This window comes from Labrys methylaminiphilus subsp. lupini (assembly GCF_051161885.1).
Classification (GTDB): Bacteria; Pseudomonadota; Alphaproteobacteria; order Rhizobiales; family Labraceae; genus Labrys.
Genome location: NZ_JBMDIH010000001.1, coordinates 1,922,126 through 1,942,358 on the forward strand (window position 1 = coordinate 1,922,126; position 20,233 = coordinate 1,942,358).

20 protein-coding genes and 1 pseudogene are annotated in these 20,233 nt (G+C 63.9%); 14 read left to right on the forward strand and 7 right to left on the reverse strand.

Annotation, left to right across the window (positions count from 1 at the left end; all coding sequences use genetic code 11):
* Positions 1-199: 199 nt before the first annotated feature.
* From ACN6KF_RS09105 to cydX, 3 genes are read left to right on the forward strand one after another with little or no spacing between them, the layout of a single operon-like run.
* Complete coding sequence (locus ACN6KF_RS09105) at positions 200-1,783, forward strand: cytochrome ubiquinol oxidase subunit I (protein ID WP_434956540.1); 1,584 nt, start codon at positions 200-202, stop codon at positions 1,781-1,783.
* Positions 1,784-1,804: 21 nt separating this feature from the next.
* Entirely contained in the window at positions 1,805-2,953 is a 1,149-nt protein-coding gene (cydB, locus tag ACN6KF_RS09110) for a cytochrome d ubiquinol oxidase subunit II (RefSeq protein ID WP_434956541.1), read from the forward strand.
* A 12-nt stretch (positions 2,954-2,965) separates the two neighbouring features.
* Entirely contained in the window at positions 2,966-3,109 is a 144-nt protein-coding gene (cydX, locus tag ACN6KF_RS09115) for a cytochrome bd-I oxidase subunit CydX (RefSeq protein WP_434956542.1), read from the forward strand.
* A 20-nt stretch (positions 3,110-3,129) separates the two neighbouring features.
* Here the strand turns inward: cydX and ACN6KF_RS09120 are convergent, their stop codons facing one another.
* Positions 3,130-4,635, reverse strand: a complete 1,506-nt coding sequence (locus ACN6KF_RS09120; RefSeq protein WP_434956543.1) for an MFS transporter — start codon at positions 4,633-4,635, stop codon at positions 3,130-3,132.
* Between the two features lie 108 nt (positions 4,636-4,743).
* Between ACN6KF_RS09120 and ACN6KF_RS09125 the strand changes: the two genes are divergently transcribed.
* Entirely contained in the window at positions 4,744-5,292 is a 549-nt protein-coding gene (locus ACN6KF_RS09125) for a TetR/AcrR family transcriptional regulator (RefSeq protein WP_434956544.1), read from the forward strand.
* A gap of 4 nt (positions 5,293-5,296) precedes the next feature.
* Here ACN6KF_RS09125 and ACN6KF_RS09130 read toward each other — a convergent pair whose 3' ends face one another.
* Entirely contained in the window at positions 5,297-6,733 is a 1,437-nt protein-coding gene (locus ACN6KF_RS09130; RefSeq protein ID WP_434956545.1) for an MFS transporter, read from the reverse strand.
* A gap of 521 nt (positions 6,734-7,254) precedes the next feature.
* Between ACN6KF_RS09130 and ACN6KF_RS09135 the strand changes: the two genes are divergently transcribed.
* From ACN6KF_RS09135 to ACN6KF_RS09145, 3 genes are read left to right on the forward strand one after another with little or no spacing between them, the layout of a single operon-like run.
* Entirely contained in the window at positions 7,255-7,863 is a 609-nt protein-coding gene (locus ACN6KF_RS09135) for a superoxide dismutase (RefSeq protein WP_434956546.1), read from the forward strand.
* Between the two features lie 41 nt (positions 7,864-7,904).
* Positions 7,905-8,507 carry a flavin reductase family protein gene (locus ACN6KF_RS09140; protein ID WP_434956547.1) on the forward strand — a complete coding sequence of 201 codons (603 nt, stop codon included), beginning with the start codon at positions 7,905-7,907 and terminating at the stop codon, positions 8,505-8,507.
* Positions 8,486-8,821, forward strand: coding sequence for a tetratricopeptide repeat protein (locus ACN6KF_RS09145; RefSeq protein WP_434956548.1), 336 nt, complete (start codon positions 8,486-8,488; stop codon positions 8,819-8,821). Before ACN6KF_RS09140 ends, ACN6KF_RS09145 begins: the two co-directional genes overlap by 22 nt.
* A gap of 19 nt (positions 8,822-8,840) precedes the next feature.
* On the opposite strand, the gene ACN6KF_RS09150 is transcribed toward ACN6KF_RS09145, so the two are convergent.
* Positions 8,841-10,106 (reverse strand): MFS transporter, encoded by a 1,266-nt coding sequence (locus ACN6KF_RS09150; RefSeq protein WP_434956549.1) that lies wholly within the window; start codon positions 10,104-10,106, stop codon positions 8,841-8,843.
* 108 nt (positions 10,107-10,214) lie between these two features.
* Between ACN6KF_RS09150 and ACN6KF_RS09155 the strand changes: the two genes are divergently transcribed.
* Together ACN6KF_RS09155 and ACN6KF_RS09160 are read left to right on the forward strand one after the other, a co-directional pair.
* Complete coding sequence (locus ACN6KF_RS09155) at positions 10,215-10,673, forward strand: winged helix-turn-helix transcriptional regulator (RefSeq protein ID WP_434956550.1); 459 nt, start codon at positions 10,215-10,217, stop codon at positions 10,671-10,673.
* 75 nt (positions 10,674-10,748) lie between these two features.
* Positions 10,749-10,910: pseudogene (locus tag ACN6KF_RS09160) on the forward strand (MerR family transcriptional regulator); the annotation flags it as partial.
* 802 nt (positions 10,911-11,712) lie between these two features.
* Here ACN6KF_RS09160 and ACN6KF_RS09165 read toward each other — a convergent pair.
* On the reverse strand, positions 11,713-12,378 hold the full coding sequence (locus tag ACN6KF_RS09165; protein WP_434956551.1) for a GntR family transcriptional regulator: 666 nt from the start codon (positions 12,376-12,378) through the stop codon (positions 11,713-11,715).
* 183 nt (positions 12,379-12,561) lie between these two features.
* On the opposite strand from ACN6KF_RS09165, the gene bioB reads away from it, so the two are divergent.
* The 5 genes from bioB to ACN6KF_RS09190 are packed head-to-tail and all read left to right on the forward strand — an operon-like array spanning position 12,562 to position 17,700.
* A complete protein-coding gene (gene bioB, locus ACN6KF_RS09170; protein ID WP_434956552.1) occupies positions 12,562-13,599 on the forward strand; it encodes a biotin synthase BioB in 1,038 nt (345 codons plus the stop codon).
* Positions 13,596-14,759 carry an 8-amino-7-oxononanoate synthase gene (locus ACN6KF_RS09175; RefSeq protein WP_434956553.1) on the forward strand — a complete coding sequence of 388 codons (1,164 nt, stop codon included), beginning with the start codon at positions 13,596-13,598 and terminating at the stop codon, positions 14,757-14,759. Before bioB ends, ACN6KF_RS09175 begins: the two co-directional genes overlap by 4 nt.
* Positions 14,760-14,783: 24 nt before the next feature.
* Positions 14,784-15,440: a dethiobiotin synthase gene (gene bioD / locus ACN6KF_RS09180; protein WP_434956554.1), complete on the forward strand. Its 657-nt coding sequence runs from the start codon at positions 14,784-14,786 to the stop codon at positions 15,438-15,440.
* Positions 15,434-16,711 carry an adenosylmethionine--8-amino-7-oxononanoate transaminase gene (locus ACN6KF_RS09185; RefSeq protein ID WP_434956555.1) on the forward strand — a complete coding sequence of 426 codons (1,278 nt, stop codon included), beginning with the start codon at positions 15,434-15,436 and terminating at the stop codon, positions 16,709-16,711. The genes bioD and ACN6KF_RS09185 overlap by 7 nt, the downstream gene beginning before the upstream one ends.
* A complete protein-coding gene (locus ACN6KF_RS09190; RefSeq protein WP_434956556.1) occupies positions 16,708-17,700 on the forward strand; it encodes a beta-ketoacyl-ACP synthase III in 993 nt (330 codons plus the stop codon). Before ACN6KF_RS09185 ends, ACN6KF_RS09190 begins: the two co-directional genes overlap by 4 nt.
* 17 nt (positions 17,701-17,717) lie before the next feature.
* On the opposite strand, the gene ACN6KF_RS09195 is transcribed toward ACN6KF_RS09190, so the two are convergent.
* The 3 genes from ACN6KF_RS09195 to ACN6KF_RS09205 form a co-directional block, all read right to left on the reverse strand.
* The gene (locus tag ACN6KF_RS09195; RefSeq protein ID WP_434956557.1) at positions 17,718-18,194 is read right to left on the reverse strand and encodes a DUF4279 domain-containing protein; all 477 of its coding nucleotides are present in this window, start codon (positions 18,192-18,194) and stop codon (positions 17,718-17,720) included.
* A 17-nt stretch (positions 18,195-18,211) separates the two neighbouring features.
* Complete coding sequence (locus ACN6KF_RS09200) at positions 18,212-18,922, reverse strand: riboflavin synthase subunit alpha (protein WP_434956558.1); 711 nt, start codon at positions 18,920-18,922, stop codon at positions 18,212-18,214.
* 134 nt (positions 18,923-19,056) lie between these two features.
* Positions 19,057-20,226 carry an ABC transporter ATP-binding protein gene (locus tag ACN6KF_RS09205; protein ID WP_434956559.1) on the reverse strand — a complete coding sequence of 390 codons (1,170 nt, stop codon included), beginning with the start codon at positions 20,224-20,226 and terminating at the stop codon, positions 19,057-19,059.
* Positions 20,227-20,233: the final 7 nt, after the last annotated feature.

Genomic DNA, 20,233 nt, shown 5'->3' on the forward strand with positions numbered 1-20,233 from the left:
ACCGCTCTTCTTACGGAGCAAAGTGTTGCCTAATTTAGAATTTGTCTTGCAAAAGCAAAACCAACCGAAGCACAATCCCCGCATCTTTAGCCGCCGCGGGCTGCTGGGGCATTGATTTCGATCAATGCCCGCCACGGGTTGCCCGTTTAGGGAAACTTGAGACTGGTGCAATGCCAGTATTGGAGCAGGTTGGGCGTCTATGATCGATTTCACCATCGTTGACCTGTCGCGGCTGCAATTTGCGGCGACAGCCATGTATCACTTCATCTTCGTGCCCTTGACGCTTGGTCTTTCCGTCCTGATCGCCATCATGGAAAGCGTCTATGTGATGAGCGGCAACCCGGTCTGGCGTCGCATGACGCTGTTCTGGGGTACGCTGTTCGGCATCAACTTCGCCATGGGTGTCGCCACCGGCATCGTGATGGAATTCCAGTTCGGCATGAACTGGAGCTATTACAGCCACTATGTCGGCGATGTCTTCGGGGCCCCCCTCGCGATTGAAGGATTGATGGCCTTCTTCATGGAGGCCACCTTCATCGGCCTGTTCTTCTTCGGCTGGGACCGCTTGTCGAAGGTGGCGCATCTGGCCGTGACCTGGCTGGTGGCACTGGGCGCGAATTTCTCGGCCCTGTGGATCCTGATCGCCAATGGCTGGATGCAGAACCCGGTCGGCTCGGCCTTCAATCCCGACACGATGCGCATGGAGATCACCGATTTCATCGCGGTCATCTTCAATCCGGTCGCCCAGGCCAAGTTCGTGCACACGGTCAGCGCCGGCTATGTCGCCGGTTCGATGTTCGTGATGGCGATCAGTGCCTTTTTCCTGTTGCGCGGACGCCATCGCGATCTTGCGCGGCGCTCCATGGTGGTGGCTGCGAGCTTCGGCCTTGCCTCGGCGCTATCCGTCGTCGTGCTGGGGGACGAGAGCGGCTATGTCGCCACCGAACACCAGAAGATGAAGATCGCCGCCATCGAGGCCATGTGGGAGACCGAGCCAGCGCCGGCCGGCCTCACGGTCTTCGCCCTTCCGGGCAAGGACGGCAATCGCTTCGAAGTCAAGGTTCCCTGGGTCTTGGGCCTGATCACAACCCGCAGCCTGAACAAGGAATTGCCAGGCATCCGGCCGCTTGTCGAGCATGCGGAAGTCCGTATCCGTAACGGCATCCAGGCCTCGGCCAGTCTCGACGCCATCCGCAAGGACCCGAACGACAAGGCCGCTCGCGAGGCTTTCGCCAGGCAATGGCCGGATCTTGGCTATGCGCTGCTGCTCAAGCGCTATCGCCCCGACATTCAGAATGCCACGCAGGAGGAGATCCAGCGTGCCGCCCAGGATACGGTACCCGGCGTGGCGCCGCTGTTCTGGAGCTTCCGCGTCATGGTGGCCCTGGGCTTCTACTTCATCGCCTTCTTCGGCCTCGCCTTCCTGATGAGTTGCCGCCACCGTCTTGGCGAGAACCGCGCTTTCCTGCGCGTGGCCCTGTGGAGCCTGCCACTGCCGTGGGTGGCGATCGAGGCCGGCTGGCTGGTCGCCGAATATGGCCGCCAGCCCTGGGCGATCGAGGGCGTGCTGCCGACCTTCTATGCCGCTTCCGGCCTCACCCTTACCGATCTCGTCATCAGCCTGGGCTTCTTCCTGGCGCTCTATACCAGCCTGCTCATCGTCATGATCCTCCTGATGGTGAAAACCATCCGGAAGGGACCATCCGAGCACAGCGTGCTCGATGAAGCACCGGCTGGCGCAGGCCCCCTGCCCGAGCCCGCCCTTGCGCGCGCGCCGCGCTGAGCCAGATCTGGATATGCACTCATGAACACGATACCCCTCGACTATGAAACCTTGCGCCTGATCTGGTGGGCCCTGCTCGGCGTACTCCTGATCGGCTTTGCCATCATGGATGGCTACGATCTCGGCATCGGCGCGCTGCTGCCCTTTGCCGCGCGTACCGATGAGGAACGCCGTATCCTCATCAACCTGATGGGGCCGACCTGGGAAGGCAACCAAGTCTGGCTGATCCTGGGCGGCGGCGCGATCTTCGCGGCCTGGCCAGCCCTCTATGCGACATCCTTCTCGGGATTCTACCTGGCGATGATTGCCATCCTGCTCGCTTTGATCCTGCGTCCCGTCGGCTTCAAGTTCCGCGGCAAGCTCCAGGATCAACGCTGGCGCAATCTGTGGGACGGGGCACTTTTCCTCGGAGGCTTCGTGCCCGCCCTGATCTTCGGCGTCGCCGTCGGCAACGTGCTGCTGGGCGTACCGTTCGGCCTGGATGCCACCTTGCGGCCTTCCTATGCCGGCAACTTCTTCGGCCTGCTGCGCCCCTTCCCGCTGCTCGCCGGCCTGGTCAGCCTTGCCATGCTGGTAACCCATGGCGCAGCGGTGATTTCGGCCCGCACCCAGGGGCCGATGACGGAGCGCGCGCGTGGCTATGGCCGACTTGCCGCTCTGGCAACCCTGGTGTTGTTCGCCCTTGGCGGCGTGTGGATCGCCTATGGCATCGACGGCTATGTCGTCACTAGCCCGCAGGATCCGCTCGGGCCTTCCAATCCGCTCGGCAAGACCGTCGCTCTCGAAGTCGGCCGCTGGCTCGCCAATTTCCATACCCATGGCTGGATGTGGACGGCGCCGACCCTTGGCCTGCTCGGGCCACTGGTGGCCTTTGCTGGTCTCTCGGCCCGTTCGGGCAAGCTTGCGATTGCCGGCAGCAGCCTCGCCATCATCGGCATCATCGCCACCGCAGGCCTGGCGCTGTTTCCCTTCCTGCTGCCGAGTTCACTCGACCCCAAGGTCAGCCTGACTGTATGGGACGCTTCCTCCAGCCACATGACGCTCTTCGTCATGCTGCTGGTGACGGCTTTCTTCCTGCCGTTGATCCTGGCCTACACCACCTGGGTCTTCCGCGTGATGCGTGGCCCCGTCACCGCCGACTCGATCGGCCGCAACCCCAACGCCTACTGAAGGAGCCCGACCATGTGGTATTTTTCCTGGATCCTCGGCCTTGGCCTCGCCTGCTCCTTCGCCATCCTCAACGCGATGTGGTTCGAACTGCGCGAGCAGAAAGTGCCTGCCGCGAAGGTGGCGAACAAACCGGATCGGGCGACGGCCGGCAACTGACGACAGCTCTTCCGTGATCGTCAACCGATCGGTTGACGATCACTCAGGCGGTCCTGACGGCGCCCCATCAGGCCGACGACAAGCGCCGTCAGCAAGAAGAGCAGCGAGCAGACGGCGATCACACCGAGAAAGGCCTGCTCGAAAGCCGAGCGCGCCAACCGAACCAGCATGTCGGCCGAGGACGAGGGCAACCCTTCAGCCGCGAGCAGGGCCTCGTCCAGGCTGTCGCGCACCGTGCCGGCTACGGGCAGGTCGGGCGGCAGCACCAGCATCGCCGTGTAGATCGCCGACATGATGGTGCCCATCACAGCCACGCCGAGCGCCCCACCGAGCTCGTAGGAAACCTCCTCGATCGAGGCGGCCATGCCGGCCCGCTCCTCCGGCGCATTGACCATGATCGCACTGGAAGCAGCCGACATCGACGCTCCCACGCCGAACCCCATGGCGCTGAGGGCCGTCAACCAGAGAGCCGCCGTTCGGTCATGCGTCAGCAGGAAGAAGGCAAGACCTGTACCGGCAACCGCAAGCGACATCCAAAGCACGTGACGGGCGCCGAGCCGCGGCAAGGCAAGCCCGGCAAGTGGCCCGGCCACGATAGAGGCCAGAGGGATGGGCAATAGAAGCAGGCCAGCCTGCAAGGGGGACAAGTTCCGCACCAATTGCAGATGCTGGCTGAACACCAGTTCCACGCCGATCAGGGTTGCCGAGGAGACCGTGGCCACGATGACGCCCGCGGCGAATTCGGGGTTGCGGAACAAGCCGAAATCGATCAGCGGCGTCTCGCTCCGGCGCTGGCGCCGCCTGAACATGAGGAATGCCAGGGCGCCAATGAGCCCGGCGGCAAGGGCGGCCTCCCAACTCGGCGAACGCTTGCCCAATTCCTTGATGGCATAGGCCGTGGCAATCAGCCCGACCATGATCTGGAGCGAACCGACGAAGTCCCACGGATGGGTAGCCCGGCCCGGCCGATTTTCCAGCACCAGTCCGGCCGCCACCCAGGCGAGGATCACCACCGGAACGTTGATCAGGAAGACAGATCCCCACCAGAAGAATTCGAGCAGCAGACCGCCGAGCACCGGGCCGAAAGCCGCGCCGCTCGAAGCCACTGCCGCCCAGACGCCGATGGCGAAGGCCCTCTCCTTCTCGTCGGCGAAGGTGACACGGATGATGGCGAGGGTCGCGGGCATCATCATGGCAGCGCCGACGGCTAGCAAAGCGCGGGCAACGATCAATATGACCGAGCTCGGCGCGAAGGCCGCCAGCAGAGATGCCGCTCCGAAGCTGAGCAGGCCCGCCATGAACATCCGCTTGGAGCCGATGCGATCGCCCAGCGTGCCGCAGCCCGGCAGCAAGCCGGCGACGACGAGAGGATAGGCATTGAGGATCCAGAGCTTTTCAGAGGCCGTTGCGGCCAGATCATGGGTCAGGCGTGGCAGCGCCGTGTAAAGCACGGTCAGGTCGACGACGATGAGGAACAAGGCACTCGAAACGATTGCGAGAACCAGCCAGCGATTGTGATATGCCATTGGTCAAGTGTCAGTGTTGAAAGGAATCTTCCGCGCAAAGCGGACAGCTTGCCCACCGCACTCGCCGAATATAAATACATTCGTATTGAAACAAAAGAGAGAAGTGGTTTGGGCCGCCCCCGTAGCATTGATCGCAATCTGGTTCTTGATGCGGCAGAGGCCGTGGTGGCACGCATCGGACCTGCAGGGTTGAGCATCGACGCCGTCGCCAAGGAGGCCGGAATCACCAAAGGCGGGGTGCAATATTGCTTCGGCACCAAGGATGGCCTGCTGAAGGCCATGCTCGAGCGCTGGGCCGAGAGTTTCGACGCCGAGGTCGCCAGGATCGCGGCGAAACAGCCAGGCCCTCACGCCTTGGTACGGGCCTATGTCGAGGCCAATCGCCATGTCGACGACAAGGATGCCTCCCGTTCGGCCGCCATGCTGGCAACCCTGATCCAGAGCCCGGATCAACTGGCTGATACCCGCGCCTGGTACCGCCGCTATCTGACGGCGATCGACCCCTCTTCACCCGAAGGGCGCAAGGCTCGCCTGGCCTTTCTCGCCTCCGAAGGCATCTTCTTCCTGCACAGCTTTCAATTCGTGCAGATGACCGAAGCCGAATGGCAGGAGATTTTCGAAGACATACTGCGCCTGCTGCCGGACAAACCCGAATGATTCCTCAGGGCGACGGCACGGCAAGCTGCGCTTTGTCGGCCGCGCCGCGCACGCTTCGCCCTGCTGTAACCAAGGCGAGGGCCGGCGCAGCGGAGAAGACGGCAAGCAGCCAGAACGCCGCGTTCGAGGTGCCGGCGATGCCGCCGGGGTCGGAGAGACCGGCCAGATTGGCCACCATGCCCGCCAGGGCCGCACCGATGGCCGTCGCGAAAAGCTGAGTGGTGGTAATCGCGGCGGAGGCGATGTCGCGATCTTTTTCCGGCGCCAATTGCAGCACCCGTGTCAGCATATGCGGCCAGCCAAGGCCGACGCCGATGCCGACGACGGCGAGAGCGAGGCACAACAGGGCGATCGTCGGCCCCTCCCCGCCGCTGGCGGTTGGGATCAGCCAAACCAGGGCGAGCATGCCGGCGAACGCCACCAGGGGCGAGGCCATGATGGTGCGCGCAGCGTTGCGCCCCCGCTGCCCGGAACTGCCGATCGAGCCCACGGTCCAGCCGGCTGCCATCACGGCGGCAAGATAGCCGGCAATCAGGGGAGACTGGCCGTGCAGCACCTGGAGGAAGAGCGGGATGAACATCTCGCCTGTCGTTACCGCAATGGTGAGCAGCGACATGGTCGCGAAGGTCAGCGCCAGTGGTGCCGACAGGCGGAAGGATCCGCGGGGCAGCAGCCGCTGCCCTGCCCGCGTTTCCACGGCAACCAAGGCGGCAAGCCCGACCAGGGCAATGACGATGCCGCCAAGATTCCAGGACAGATCGGCCCGCACGCTGCCGGCGGAAACGGCAAGCACCGAAAGGCTCAGCAGAACCAGCTGAGCCAGGGGCGTGCGGGAGCCCTTGCTTTCTTCTCCCGATCGCGACGGCAGGACAGCCACGGCGATGCCACCGAACAGCCCCACCACCAGGATCATCGACCAGAAGGCGGCACGCCAGGCGCCGATCTCGGCGAAGATGCCGCCGATGGCCGGGCCGACCAGCGTGGCGACCCCCCACATGCCCGAAATCAACCCCATGGCCCGAGGCCATAAGGTTTCTGGAAAGACGATGCGGATCATGCCGTAGGACAGGGCGAACAGGAAACCGCCGCCGAGGCCCTGGATCGATCGGCCGATCAGCATCACCGGCATGCTGGGCGACAGGGCGCAGCCGAGCGTTCCGAAGGCGAACAGCAGAGCGGCCCAGCCATAGGCGCCCCGTGGACCACGGCTCCGCAGCAATCCGGGCGACAGTGCCGAGCCGATGATGGAGGCGACCACGAACAAGGTGGTGTTCCAGGCATAGTAGTCCAGCCCGCCAATATCGGAGACCACCGAAGGCAGGATAGTGGTAGCGACATAAACATTGATGGCATGCAGCCCGACACCGCCGGCCAGTGCGACCGACCGTATAGCGTTGCGGCCCGAGAACAACGCTCCCCACCCACCTTCCTGAGCCGACATTGAAAAACTCCTTCCCGCGCAGCGCCGGGGACGGACGGGCAAGCCGCTCCTTTGGCCCAGGCGCGTTGGGTTTCGCAATAAAACAAGCAACAACTTTGATTATTGACGCCTCAACGATATGTCAAGGCCGGCCTTGGAAAACAGCACTTTGCCTCTCGGCCATCGTTATCGCCGGCATCCCGATTGTGCGCGGCGATGCGGAGATCACCACTGTCACGCGCAATGGCAAGACTCCGAATCGATCTGGCTCAAGCGCTGCACTTGCCATATCGAGCGGCTGCAAGGCTTGGCCTTCTCCTCCCGGTGCCGGCGACAGCAACACCGTCACAGGCACCGCCGGGACCAGATACAGATGGTAAGCCGAATACCTCGCCACGGTCTTTATGCGGTGAGCGAAGAGCGTCGATTTTCCAACTTATGAATTGACATATAGTGTAATTCGTTTTTCAAAGACAGGACTTTGAAAACGGATTGCGCCGCCGGCTATGGCGAGCGTGGTCTTCCGATCCCGGAGAAACATCATGGCCTTCACGCTTCCAACCCTGCCCTATGACATCAACGCCCTCGCCGCACGCGGCATGAGCCAGGAAACGCTCGAGCTCCATCACGGCAAGCACCACCAGGCCTATGTCACCGCCCTCAACGGCTTCGTGGAAAAGGACGCCGCGCTGGCGGGCAAGACGCTCGAAGAGATCATCGCCCTGGTAAAGGACCGGCCCGAGGTGGCACCGGTATTCAACAATGCCGGGCAGCACTGGAACCACATCCACTTCTGGCAGGCGCTCAGCCCGAATGGCGGCGGCATCCCCGGCAAACTGCAGGCCAAGATCGATGCCGATCTCGGCGGCACCGATGCCTTCAAGGAAGCCTTCAAGACGGCGGCGATTACGCAGTTCGGCTCGGGCTGGGCTTGGCTGGTCGCGGGCGAGGACGGCAAGTTGAAGGTGACCAAGACGCCCAACGGCTCCAATCCGCTGGCCACCGGCGAAGGCACGCCCCTTCTCGGTCTCGACGTCTGGGAGCACAGCTATTATGTCGATTTTCGTAACCGCCGGCCGGATTATGTCGCGAACTTCCTCGACAAGCTGGCCAATTACGAGTTCGCGGAAGCCAATTTGGCCGCACTTTGACGGCAGGCCGCGGTAGGTCGGGCGGACCGGGAGAAAGTGCCATGCATGAGATCGACCGCTCTGCCACCGTTATCCCCATGCCATTGACACCGCCCAGCCGACCTCCCGTCGAACGACCGGAGTTCGCCGAGGCTATGTCGAGCCTGGCGGCAACGGTGTGCATCGTCGCCGGTTATTGGCAGGGCGAACGCCAGGGACGCACGGCAACGGCCGTGCTCTCCCTTTCGGCCGAACCGCCTTCCCTTCTGGTTTCGATCGACCGGACATGCCGCCTGGCCGAGCTTATCCTTGCCTCGGGGCGTTTTTCCGTGACGATGCTGGCGAGCGACCAGGAGAACATCGCCGATGCCTTCGCCGGCAGGCTTGGCGGCATAGACCGCTTCGGTATCGGTGAGTGGCAGAGTTGGGCGTCCGGCACCCCGCGTCTCTCCGCGGCCGCCGCCTCCCTCGACTGTGACTTGATCGGCAGCATGTCGATCCCCACCCATCTCGTCGTCGCCGGCGCGATCGTCGGAACACAACTGGCACAGACGTCGGCCCCGCTGCTTTGGCACCGGCGGCAATATCATCGGCCGGCTCTGCTTTCAGAGATACCGCCCCTCTTCGCCGAGGAGCCCCAGCCATGGCCGACGCCGGCGGATTGATTGCACGCCTGGAGCAGCAGATCGCCTCCGGGCGCGATAGTGCCCTCGCACGCTTCACGCTCGGGCGCACCCGGCTGGAACAGGGCGACCCGGCCGGGGCCATCCTGCACCTCGCGCGAGCCATAGCCCTGAAACCCGATTACGCCGCCGCCTACAAGCAGCTCGGCGCCGCCCATGCCAAAGCGGGGGATGCCCCGGCCGCCATCGCCGTCTGGAACAGAGGCTGTGCCGTTGCCCGGGAAAGCGGCGAGCTGCAGGCCTTGCGGGAAATGACGTCCCTGCTCGGCAAGTTGATGAGACGCCAGTCGGCCTGAACCTTTCCATATCTCATCGCTACTTGGTGGCGGCGATCGCCTGCGTCGCCTCCTTGGGCGTGGCCCGCAAGGTGGCTGCCCAGAAGACCAGGGCGATCGCCGCGATGGTGGCGCCGAGCAGGCTGACGCCGGTCCAGCCGGCATAGGCATAGACCATGGTCGAGGATGACGATCCGATGGCGCTGCCGACCGAATAGAACACCATGTAGGCCGCGGTCAGCCGGCTCTGTGCCTCCGGCCGGACTCGGTAGATCATGCCCTGATTGGTGACATGCACGGCCTGGAGGCCGAAATCGATGACGAGAACGCCGAGAACCAGCCACAGGATCGAGTGAGGCAGCAACCCGATCGGTAACCAGGACAGCAGCATCAGGCCGAGCGCGATACCGGTCACGCGCTGCCCGAAACCCTTGTCGGTCCAGCGTCCTGCTCTGGAAGCTCCCAAGGCTCCGGCCGCGCCCGCCAAGCCGAACAGGCCGATCACGCTATGCGACAAGGAAAAGGGCGGTGCGCTCAACGGCATCACCAGTGGCGCCAGCAGCGTGGTGATATCGGCAAAGATCAGCATGGCGATGATGGCACGGATCCGCAGCACCGGCTCCTGCACGAACAAGGTGAAGAGAGAGCCGATGAGCCGGGGATAGGTCAGGCGCTGCGCCGGACGCGGCTGCGGGGGCAGCATCTTCCACAAGGCCAGGACGATGACGAGCGTCGTCACGGCCGAGACGACATAGACCGTACGCCAGCCGGAGAGGTCGGTGAGTAAGCCGGCAATGGCGCGGGCGAGCAGGATGCCGAGCACGATGCCGCTGGTGACGATGCCGACCACCTCCCCCCGTGCCGATGGCCGCGCCAGACTGGCGGCATAGGCGACGAAGGCCTGGGTGACCACGGCCAGCAGGCCCATCGCGGTCATCGAGACGAGCAGCATGGCGCCGCTGGAGGCAAAGGCGATCGAGACGAGAGCAAGGACGGAAAGCAGCGACTGGGCGATGACCAGCTTGCGTCGATCGACCAGATCCCCGATCGGCACGAGCAGGATGAGGCCGATGCCGTAACCGAGCTGGGTCGCGCCGACGATCAGGCCCGCGGTGGCCCGCGACAGGCCGAGATCGTCGGCCATGACGTCGAGCAAGGGGTGGGCGAAATAGGCATTGGCGACCGCAAGGCCGCTTGCCACGGCAAAAAGCAGAATGAGCGAGCGGGACAGCAGCACTGAGGGCTGCCTCGCCCCGGCATCCAGTGTCGCAGTGCCGGAGGGACCCAATTCCACGTCCGAAGGCATGGCAAACTCCATCTGAAGTAAGTTTAATAATGAAACCATTTGCCTCATAGGCGATAGGGTTTTATAATGCAACCGAAATTGTAGAGGCGCCCGGACACGGGTGAAACCATGGTCAAGCGCAAGAGCCTTACCGAGGATTATTGTCCAAGCGCACGATCGCTCGACGTGATCGGTGACTGGTGGTCGCTGCTGATCGTGCGTGACGCCTTCGACGGGCTCACGCGCTTCGGCGAGTTTCAAAAGAGCCTCGGCATCGCCAAGAACATCCTGTCCGAGCGCCTGAAGACCCTGATCGCCCGGGGCATTCTTAAGTCCGCGCCGGCAGCGGATGGCGGCGCGCACCAGGAATATCACCTCACCGAGATGGGGCGGGATCTCTTCCCGGTGATGGTAGCCTTGCGCAAATTCGGCGAGGCCCATCTGTTCGCGCCCGGTGAGCCACATTCACGGCTGGTAGAGCGCGAGACCGGACAAACCATCCAGCTCGAGATCCGCACCAGCGACGGGCGTGCCGTCGACGCCAAGGATGCCGTCATCCTCAAGGTTCAGGAGGACGACACGGCGTGATGAGCAACCAGCGCGCTCGACCTTGCCCCTGGGGCCGCCTCGATAAGAGGATGGTCAGCCACCGAGGGGTGATTCATGCCGGCATCAGTCCGTTTCCTCAATCCGTCCGAGGCCGCTAGGCGGCTGGGCGTCTCGACCAAGGCCCTGCGGCTCTATGAGGACAAGGGCTTGCTTGCCCCGCCGCGCACCGCAGCGGGCTGGCGTGTCTACGGGCCCGAGGAGATCGACAAGGCGGGGGAGATTGCCGCGTTGCGCAGGCTCGGCTTCACGCTTGCCGAGATCGCGCGGATCCTGAAGGGCGATAGCCGCGAGCGGATAGCAGCGCTCTCGGCGCGTCGAGGGGCCGTGCAGGATCGACTCAAAGGGCTTGCCGCAACGGCCACGACACTTGAAGCCCTCCAAAGCGACCTCGCCCATACTCCTGCGCTGGAGGTCGGGGATCTCATGCGGCGCTCTTCCCCGACCCGAGCTCCGGCCATTGCCTTCGACCTGCCCTGGCCCTGGGGCGGCGAACGCTTCGAGATGCAGGACGTCAGGTCGCTGACCTACATCATCGGCCCGCTCGGCAGCGGCAAGACCCGACTGGCACTGCGCTTGGCCGAAACCCTGCCGAATGCCGCCTTTCTCGGCCTGGAGCGCGTATCCGACACGGCTCCATTGCGGGAAGGTTTGGCAACCGATCGGGCTCTTCGCGATCGCGTCGAGCCGATCCTCGCGCACCTCGCTCACCATGGCGCCGAGATGTCCGATGCCCTAACGGCACTGGTCATCGGCCTGGCAGAAGAAGGCCCCGCCTTTCTTGTCATCGACATGATCGAGCAGGGATTGGACGACCCGGTCACATGCCATTCCGGACCTGGCAACGGCCGGCGAGGAGGCGGCCATCATCCTATGTCCCGCCAATCACAGCCCTCCCTCGCTGGTCGTTCGCGTTCCAGGTTTTCCCGGTTACGAAGCGGTTGCGACATGCCTCGCTTCGCCGATGGTGCGGGCGCGCACGGAGGGCGTCATCGCCTGGAGGCCCGGTGCAAGCGGTCCTTCACCGGCCTAAACCGATCCAGGAAGCGGAAGGCGGCGATGACGGAAAGTCGCCGCTCTTTACCTGCTCGAGCCCGTGGATATGTGACCGCAGCAAGGTCGCCGCGCGGTTGGCATCCCGCTGCCTCAGGGCATCGAGAATCTGCCGATGGGCATGGCTCGTACCGGGGCGCCATCCCGCCGTCCGCGTCGCGGCGAAGATGATGCGAGAATTGGCGAGTTGTAACCCATCCAGCATGGCAAGCAGCCGGGGCATGCGGCAGGGTGCCACGATCTCGCGGTGAAAGGCCCGGTTGGCGAGTTCCCATTCCTCAATGGTCTCAGCCCGGTCGCCGGCCTGAAGGGCCTGCTCTATCCGTTCGAAACTCGTCGCATTCAGCCAAGGAATGGCATGGCTGAGTGCCAGGACCTCCAGACTCGCCCGAATCTCGACGACTTCCTGCGCCGCCTTGCGATCGAGCGGCGCCACCCGCATACCGCGCCGCGGCTCGTTGACCGCCAGACCCTGGGCGCGCAGCAGCTGGAAGGCCTCGCGGGCGGGTACATGGCTCGCTTCGAACTCCGCCGCGATCTTGTCCTGCCTGAGCGGTATGCCCGGCGCCAGTTCCCCGCGCACAATGCGCTCGGCCAGGGTGTGCGCTATGCGCTCGGCAACGGTTTCGGCCATGGCAGCTCCATAGATTATCTATGATAAAATCAGATGCATCCTCTCCTCGCAACTTTATGATGATTCCAGATAGATAGATTGATAATTTTATCTATAATTTTGAGGCGCCGATGTTTGGCTGCCTCTCCTTCCCAAGCTCGTGACTTCCCATGGGATCCGCGAGTGGTCATGCGAGGAGACGACATGCACGATCAGGTATCGACAGTTCAGAGCCGTGAAACCACAGCCGGTATCGTTGATTTGGGCGCTGATGGCGCTGACAGTGCTACCCCCTTGCCCTGGAGCCACGCCGATGCCCGCGCGATCTATGACCTGCCGTTCAACGACCTGCTGTTTCGCGCCCAGACCGTTCATCGCCGGTTTTTCGATCCCAATCGCATTCAGCTCAGCAAGCTGCTCAGCATCAAGACGGGGGGCTGCCCTGAAGATTGCGGCTATTGCAGCCAGTCTGCCCATCACGACAGTGGCCTGAGGGCCTCCAAACTCCTTGAGGTGCAGCGGGTGATCGAGGAGGCGCGCCAGGCCAAGGCGGGCGGCGCCACGCGCTATTGCATGGGCGCGGCCTGGCGCAGTCCCAAGCAGCGCGACATGGCCATGCTCGTCGCCATGGTCGAAGGCGTGAAGTCGCTCGGCATGGAGACCTGCATGACGCTCGGCATGCTGTCGCCCCAGCAGGCCGGAACGCTCGCCGAGGCCGGGCTCGATTATTACAACCACAATATCGATACCTCCGAGCGCTTCTACCCCGAGGTGATCACCACCCGCAGCTTTTCCGAGCGGCTGGATACACTCGCCAATGTGCGCGAGGCCGGCATCAAGGTCTGCTCCGGCGGTATTCTCGGCCTCGGCGAGGCGGTGGATGACCGCATCGACATGCTGGTGACACTCGCCAACCTGCCCGAGGCGCCGGAAAGCGTGCCGATCAACATGCTCATCCCCGTGCCCGGCACCCGGCTGGTGGATACCCCGCCGGTCGATTCCATCGAGTTCATTCGCATCATCGCGCTCGCCCGCATCCTGATGCCGACCTCTCATGTACGCCTTACCGCGGGCCGCACTGCGATGAGCGACGAGATGCAGGCGCTGTGTTTTTTCGCAGGCGCCAATTCCATCTTCGTCGGCGACACGCTGCTGACCGCTTCCAATCCGGGCGACGACAAGGACACCAGCCTGATGCGCCGCCTTGGCCTCACGGCCGCGCGCATGGAGGACGCCCCGTGAGCGTTGCATTGCCGGGCGAACGGCCCCGGCTGGCGCGCTATACGGCGAGGCTCGGCCAGTTCGAACGCAAGGGGCGCCGCCGGGTCCTGGCGCCCCAGAGCGGCATCGATTTCACCTCCAATGACTATCTGGGGCTGGCGTCGTCATCGCGTTTGCGCGAGGCGCTCATCTCCGCCGTCGATCGTGGTGTGCCCGCCGGTGCCGGCGGCTCGCGCCTCCTGCGCGGCAATCATCCCGAGCATGAGGCCCTGGAGATCGAAGCCGCCGATTTTTTCGGCTCTGAGCGCATGCTCTATTTCAATGGCGGCTACATCGCCAATCTCGCGGCGCTCTCCACTTTGCCCCACCGCAACGACCTCATCGTCCACGATGCCCTCATTCATGCCAGTGCCCATGCCGGCATCGCGGCCGGCCGCGCATCGGCTGTCGCCGTGCCGCATAACAACGTTGCTGCCTTCGAGCAGGCCATCCGCGCCTGGCGGGCGGCTGGCGGCAGCGGCCATCCCTGGATCGTAGTCGAGAGCCTCTATTCCATGGATGGCGACGCCGCCCCTCTGGCGGAACTGATGGCACTGGCCGATACGCATGACGGCTTCCTCTATGTCGACGAGGCCCATGCCACCGGGGTGCATGGGCCAGGCGGGCGCGGTTTCGCCGCCGCTCTGGAAGGCCGGGACAATGTCGTGGTGCTGCATACCTGCGGCAAGGCGCTCGGCTCCTCGGGTGCGCTCGTCGGTGCCAGTGCCGTGCTCTGCGACGTCCTGGTCAACCATGCCGCCCCCTTCATCTATGCCACCGCGCCTTCCCCGCTCCAGGCCGCGCTGGTGCGCGAGGCACTCCGCGCGCTGGCCGACGAACCGGAGCGGCGCAGCCGGGAATTGTCGCTGATCGATTTCGCCAACAGGCTTGTGGCCGGTCGGCTCGGCATCGAGACCAGTGGATCGCAGATCCTACCCGTGGTCATCGGCGACAATGAGCGCTGCCTTGCCATCGCCGAGCGGATGCAGGCGGCTGGCTTCGATGTCCGCGCCATCCGCCCCCCGACAGTTCCGGCCGGCACAGCGCGCCTACGCATTTCCATCACGCCCAATGTCGACGAGGAGGCCATCATGCAAATGTCCGAACGGCTCGCCGTGGTGATGGCGGAGGACGATCGATGAAACGAAGGTCCCAAGGGCCGTGCCATGATCGGTGAAGCTCATCCACGCGTCGTCGTCACCGGCACGGATACCGGCATCGGCAAAACGGTGTTCTCGGCCGCCCTCGCATATGCCCTCGAGGCCAGCTATTGGAAGCCGGTGCAATCGGGCCTGGACGAAGAGACCGACAGCCAGACTGTGGAGCGGCTGGGCGGCCTTCCCTCGGACCGCATCCTGCCCGAGGCCTACCGCCTCACCACGCCGGCCTCGCCGCATCTTTCTGCAGCCATCGACGGGGCGGAACTCGATCCTGATACACTCGATCCCCCACCGTTCTCCGGGCCTCTCGTCATCGAGGGTGCCGGCGGACTCCTGGTCCCGCTGACACGCCGGACCCTGTTCGCCGATGTGTTTGCCCGCTGGCGCTATCCGACCATCCTCTGTGCGCGTACCGGATTGGGCACCGTCAATCACACGCTGCTGTCGCTCGAAGCCATGCGCCGGCGGGCCATTCCCATCCTCGGCGTCGTCTTCATCGGCGACGAGCAGGCGGACACCCGATCCATCATTACCGAAATCGGCGATATCAACGACCTCGGCCGGCTGCCGAAATTCGATCCGCTGACCGCCGATAACTTACACACTGGCTTCCGAAACTGGATCGACTTGTCCATTATCAAGAAGAGGCTTGCCTCATGCTGAAATCCCTGCCCTCGCCGGTCTGGCATCCCTTCACACAACATCAGTTGGACCCGGTGACCCGCCGGATCGCCCGCACCGAAGGCGCCTTCCTCTATGAGGAGGACGGACAGGCCGTGCTCGATGCGATCTCCTCCTGGTGGGTGATCACCCACGGCCACCGGCATCCTGCCATCATGCAGGCAATCCGGGACGCCAGCGAACGCTTCGACCAGATCATCTTCGCCGACTACACGCATGAACCAGCCGAGACGCTCGCCAGGGGACTTATCGAGCTCGCGCCATCAGGTCTCGCCCATGTCTTCTACTCCGACAGCGGCTCGACCGCGGTCGAAATCGCCCTGAAGATGGCGCTCGGCTTCTTCCACAATCGCGGCACGCCGCGCTCGCGCATCGTGGTGATGGAGCACAGCTATCATGGCGACACCATCGGCACGATGTCGGCCGGGGAACGCGGCGTCTTCAACGCGGCCTATGGCCCCCTGCTGTTCTCGGTCGACAGCCTGCCCTTTCCCGCCGCCGGGCAGGAACAGCACACGCTCGATGCGTTCGAACGTCTCTGTCGGCACGGCGATATTGCCGCCTTGCTGATCGAGCCCCTGGTGCTGGGTGCCGGCGGCATGCGCATCTATGCCCCCTGGGTTCTCAGCGAACTGAAGCGGATCGCCGAAACCCATGGCGTCCTCTTGATCGCCGACGAGGTAATGACCGGCTGGGGGCGCACCGGCTCCCTCTTCGCCTGCCAGCAAGCCGACATCACGCCCGACATAATGTGCCTGTCCAAGGGGCTCACCGGCGGTGCCGTGCCGCTCGCAGCAACCTTGTGCACGGCGGAGATCTTCGAGGCGCATCTGTCTGATGACCGCAGCCGCACCTTCTTTCATTCCAGTTCCTATACCGCCAATCCCATCGCCTGCGCGGCGGCCTGCGCCAATCTCGACATCTGGCGCGCCGAACCGGTCACGGAGCGCATCGCAAGCCTGGCCGCCGAACACAGCCGTCGCCTCGACCATTTCCGACGCGATCCGCGTTTCTCCGATATCCGGCAATGCGGTACCATCGCGGTCATGGAGATCGCCGTGCCTTCGGGCGGCTATCTTTCCGATGCGGGGCCACGGCTGCGCGCCTTCTTCAAGGCCCGCGGCCTGCTCATCCGTCCACTCGGCAATGTGATCTATCTGATGACGCCCTATTGCGTCACGCCGGATGATCTCGACCGTGCCTATGCAGCCATAGACGAGGCGGTGGACCTGGTCGCCGGCATCAGTTCGTGACCCGTTGCCGTTCGAGCCGCGTACTCGGCTTCGGCCACAGCGTGCCGGAACGCCGGGTCGGCAATGCCGAGATTGAGGCAAGACTCGGGCTCGAGGCGGGCTGGATCGAGCGGCGGACCGGCATCCACCATCGCCATTGGGCGGGCCCCGCGGACACGCTGAGCGGACTTGCTGCCGAGGCCGCCGCCGCAGCCCTGGCCGATGCCTGTATTACGGCCAACGAAGTGGGGTTGGTCCTGCTGGCGACCTCGACCCCCGACCATTTGCTGCCGCCCTCGGCACCTTTGCTGGCACATCGCCTCGGACTGGCCAAAGCCGGGGCCGTCGATCTTGCCGGCGCCTGTTCGGGCTTCCTCTATGCCCTCACGCTTGCCGATGGCTTCGTACGCACCCAGGAGAAGGCCGTGCTGGTGGTTGCTGCCAATATCCTGAGCCGCCGCATCAACCCTCAGGAGCGTGCCAGTGCCGTGGTGTTCGCAGACGCCGCCGGCGCCCTCCTGCTCGGCCCCTCGCCCGACGAGGAGACCGGCCTCATCGGCGTCGACCTTGCCTCGGACGGTAGCCAATACGACCTGATTTCCATTCCGGCCGGCGGCAGCAATCGCCCCTTCGCCCCCGAGATCGCCGCCCAGGACTTCCTGATGACCATGCGCGACGGCAAGGCGGTGTTCTCGCAGGCCGTGCGCATGATGAGCCATTGCGCCGAAAAGGCCATGGCTCGGGCAGAGATGACGGCGGTGGACATCGATCGCTTTGTGCCCCATCAGGCCAATGCGCGGATCTTCGATGCGGTCTCGGCCGAACTCGGGCTGGACACAGCCAAGACCGTACGCAGCATCGAGGACTACGGCAATTCCTCGGCGGCCACGATTGCGCTGTCGCTGTCGCTCGCCAACCAGGTCCAACCGTTCAGGTCGGGTGAGAAACTGCTGCTTGCCGCGGCCGGTGCCGGCATGACCGGGGGCGCCGTGGTGCTTGGGATTGGGTGATAGCGCTTCCGAGAACTTCAGTTTTGCGGAACATCAAAGACTTCGATTCCAAAATCCAACCCAAGCTCGACCAATTTCGCCAATGTCCGAAGCGGAATTTCGTCACCGAAGTAGCCATCGCCAAGAAATTCAACGATGATCCAAGTCTTGCCGCCACTTTTCCTGAGGCCAAGCAGAAAATCTTTGTGTGGCAGGAGGCGATCCACAAGTTTATCGATACAACTGGCGAACCATTGCTTTTCGACATGATGTCGCTCGCAATAGCGCCAGCTCGTATCCGGGTAGACGCCCGGCAGAGGCGTACCTTTCGAAGTCCTGCGAGCATCTCCGCCCCGATGCTGATTTTTTGGCTCAAGTCCGACCGCAGTCGTGATTTCAGCTGGATCGATGCTTGGATGTTTGATGAACAGTTGGACCTCGAACCGCCTATATGAGCTTGCCTCGGAATCCCCGCCGTCCTGTTCTTTCCGACCGAACGGAACAACGTTCGACATCGCACATCCCCTCAGCGTCAGTTCTTGCCGATCCGGCGCGGAACCTGCACGAAATCCTCGAGATTGAGTCCCTTTTCCGCCAGCAGGGCTTCCAGCACGGGCTGCAGCCGCCCAAGGCTTTCCCGGACCGCATCGCGCACGGTATCGACAACCACCTGGGTATCGCGCTCGATCTCGATATTGAGCCGATCGCCGGCGCGCTTATCCTCGAACACAGTCATGCGGCGGGTTTCGGGGATGAGCCAGACCTCGAACCAGCCCTCCTTCTTGTCGACCTCCGACACCGTCAGGCTGGCGCCGTTGATGGCGATATAGCCCTTGGCGAAGACGTAGCGCGCGAAATCCGGCGGGATGGCAATGCGGATGACCTTGTTGCCTTCCGAGGTCCCGACGGAATCGATCGCGGTGGAGAAATCGACATGGCCCGAAATCGGATGGCCGCCGATTTCGGCGCCATCCTTGGCGGCCCGCTCGACATTCACGCGATCGCCGGCGACATAGTCGGCCAAAGTGGTGATCTTCAGGCTCTGCAGCATGACGTCGAAGGTCGCCGTCCGCGCTGAGACGAGTTCGGTCACCGTCAGGCAGACGCCGTCCACCGAGACGCTGGCGCCGATGGCGAGATCTTCGCTGAATCCTTCGGGAAAGCGCAGCGTGAAGGTGCGCAAGCCGTCATGGTCCTTGACGGCGTCGATATCGGCGACGCCCTGAATGATGCCTGTGAACAAAGGAGAAGTCCTGTCAATGAAGCCAAAGGCCTAGTAATGCACCGGCGCCTCGCGATGGTGCCTTTAATCATAAATAGGCATGGTTGGGAAAGCCGCCAAGCGCGAGCACCTTGCGAAGATGGCTTCAGATGCCTTCAGCGTATCGCCAGTTGGCTTGCCGGATCGAAGAAATGCAGGCTGTCGGCCTGCAGCCCCACCTTGACAGTGTCGCCGGCCTTCCGCCTCGCACTGACAGGGGCGCTGATGCGCATGCGGGTGGAGACTGCAGCCGGCGCGCTTTCGTCCAATTCGTCCAGCCCAGCCCGTTTCTGTTCGGCCTTCGTCGCGGGGTCGACAAGGTCGACATGGAGAAGCAGGCTCGCGCCCAGATCCTCCTGAAAGGCGATACGGGCGGGAAGTGCCTCGGCATCGCCATCGGCCAGGAACAGGTTCTCGGGCCGGATGCCGACCACCACCTCGTGATCGCCTGCAGCGGCAAGCCCGGGCCTTTCCTGCACGAAAGCGGCCGGCAAGGGCAGGACGAGGCCCGGCAAGACGACTTCCAGCCCCTGCCCGCTCCGGCGCAGGCGGCCGGGCAGCAGATTGATCGGCGGCGCCCCGATGAAGGTGGCGACGAAAAGATTGACCGGCCGGTCGTAGAGCTCGCGGGGCGGCGCCAATTGTTGCAGCACGCCGCCATTCATCACGGCTACCCGGTCACCCATGGTCATCGCCTCGACCTGGTCATGCGTCACATAGACCGTGGTCACCCCGCTCGCCCGCTGCAGGCGGGCGATCTCGGCGCGCATCTGACCGCGCAGGCGGGCATCGAGATTGGACAGCGGTTCGTCCATCAGGAAGGCGGCCGGCTCGCGCACGATCGCCCGCCCCATGGCAACGCGCTGGCGCTGGCCGCCCGACAACTGCCCGGGACGACGGGTAAGCAGCTTGTCCAACTCCAGCATCGCGGCGGCGGCCTTCACCTTCGCCTCGATCGCCTCGCGTTTTTCGCCGCGCACCTTGAGGGCGAAGCCGACATTGTCGGCGACGGAAAGATGCGGGTAAAGCGCATAGCTCTGGAAGATCATCGCCACATTGCGCTCGCGCGGTGACAGGTCGTTGGCCACCTCCGCGCCGATCGAGAGCGTGCCGCCGGTGATGGTCTCCAACCCCGCGATCATGCGCAGGGCCGTGGACTTGCCGCAGCCCGACGGGCCGACCAGCACCAGGAACTCGCCATCGGCGATGTCGAGATCCAGTTTGTTCACAGCCAGTTGCCCATCGGCATAGGCCTTGCTGACCTGGGAAAAGCTGATTGCGGCCATAGCGGAA

Coding starts and splice junctions, on each gene's coding strand:
- ACN6KF_RS09105 (WP_434956540.1), top strand. CDS start 200: ATGATCGATTTCACCATCGTTGACCTGTCGCGGCTGCAATTTGCGGCG.
- cydB (WP_434956541.1), top strand. CDS start 1,805: ATGAACACGATACCCCTCGACTATGAAACCTTGCGCCTGATCTGGTGG.
- cydX (WP_434956542.1), top strand. CDS start 2,966: ATGTGGTATTTTTCCTGGATCCTCGGCCTTGGCCTCGCCTGCTCCTTC.
- ACN6KF_RS09120 (WP_434956543.1), bottom strand. CDS start 4,635: ATGGCATATCACAATCGCTGGCTGGTTCTCGCAATCGTTTCGAGTGCC.
- ACN6KF_RS09130 (WP_434956545.1), bottom strand. CDS start 6,733: ATGTCGGCTCAGGAAGGTGGGTGGGGAGCGTTGTTCTCGGGCCGCAAC.
- ACN6KF_RS09135 (WP_434956546.1), top strand. CDS start 7,255: ATGGCCTTCACGCTTCCAACCCTGCCCTATGACATCAACGCCCTCGCC.
- ACN6KF_RS09140 (WP_434956547.1), top strand. CDS start 7,905: ATGCATGAGATCGACCGCTCTGCCACCGTTATCCCCATGCCATTGACA.
- ACN6KF_RS09145 (WP_434956548.1), top strand. CDS start 8,486: ATGGCCGACGCCGGCGGATTGATTGCACGCCTGGAGCAGCAGATCGCC.
- ACN6KF_RS09150 (WP_434956549.1), bottom strand. CDS start 10,106: ATGCCTTCGGACGTGGAATTGGGTCCCTCCGGCACTGCGACACTGGAT.
- ACN6KF_RS09155 (WP_434956550.1), top strand. CDS start 10,215: ATGGTCAAGCGCAAGAGCCTTACCGAGGATTATTGTCCAAGCGCACGA.
- ACN6KF_RS09165 (WP_434956551.1), bottom strand. CDS start 12,378: ATGGCCGAAACCGTTGCCGAGCGCATAGCGCACACCCTGGCCGAGCGC.
- bioB (WP_434956552.1), top strand. CDS start 12,562: ATGCACGATCAGGTATCGACAGTTCAGAGCCGTGAAACCACAGCCGGT.
- bioD (WP_434956554.1), top strand. CDS start 14,784: ATGATCGGTGAAGCTCATCCACGCGTCGTCGTCACCGGCACGGATACC.
- ACN6KF_RS09185 (WP_434956555.1), top strand. CDS start 15,434: ATGCTGAAATCCCTGCCCTCGCCGGTCTGGCATCCCTTCACACAACAT.
- ACN6KF_RS09195 (WP_434956557.1), bottom strand. CDS start 18,194: ATGTCGAACGTTGTTCCGTTCGGTCGGAAAGAACAGGACGGCGGGGAT.
- ACN6KF_RS09205 (WP_434956559.1), bottom strand. CDS start 20,226: ATGGCCGCAATCAGCTTTTCCCAGGTCAGCAAGGCCTATGCCGATGGG.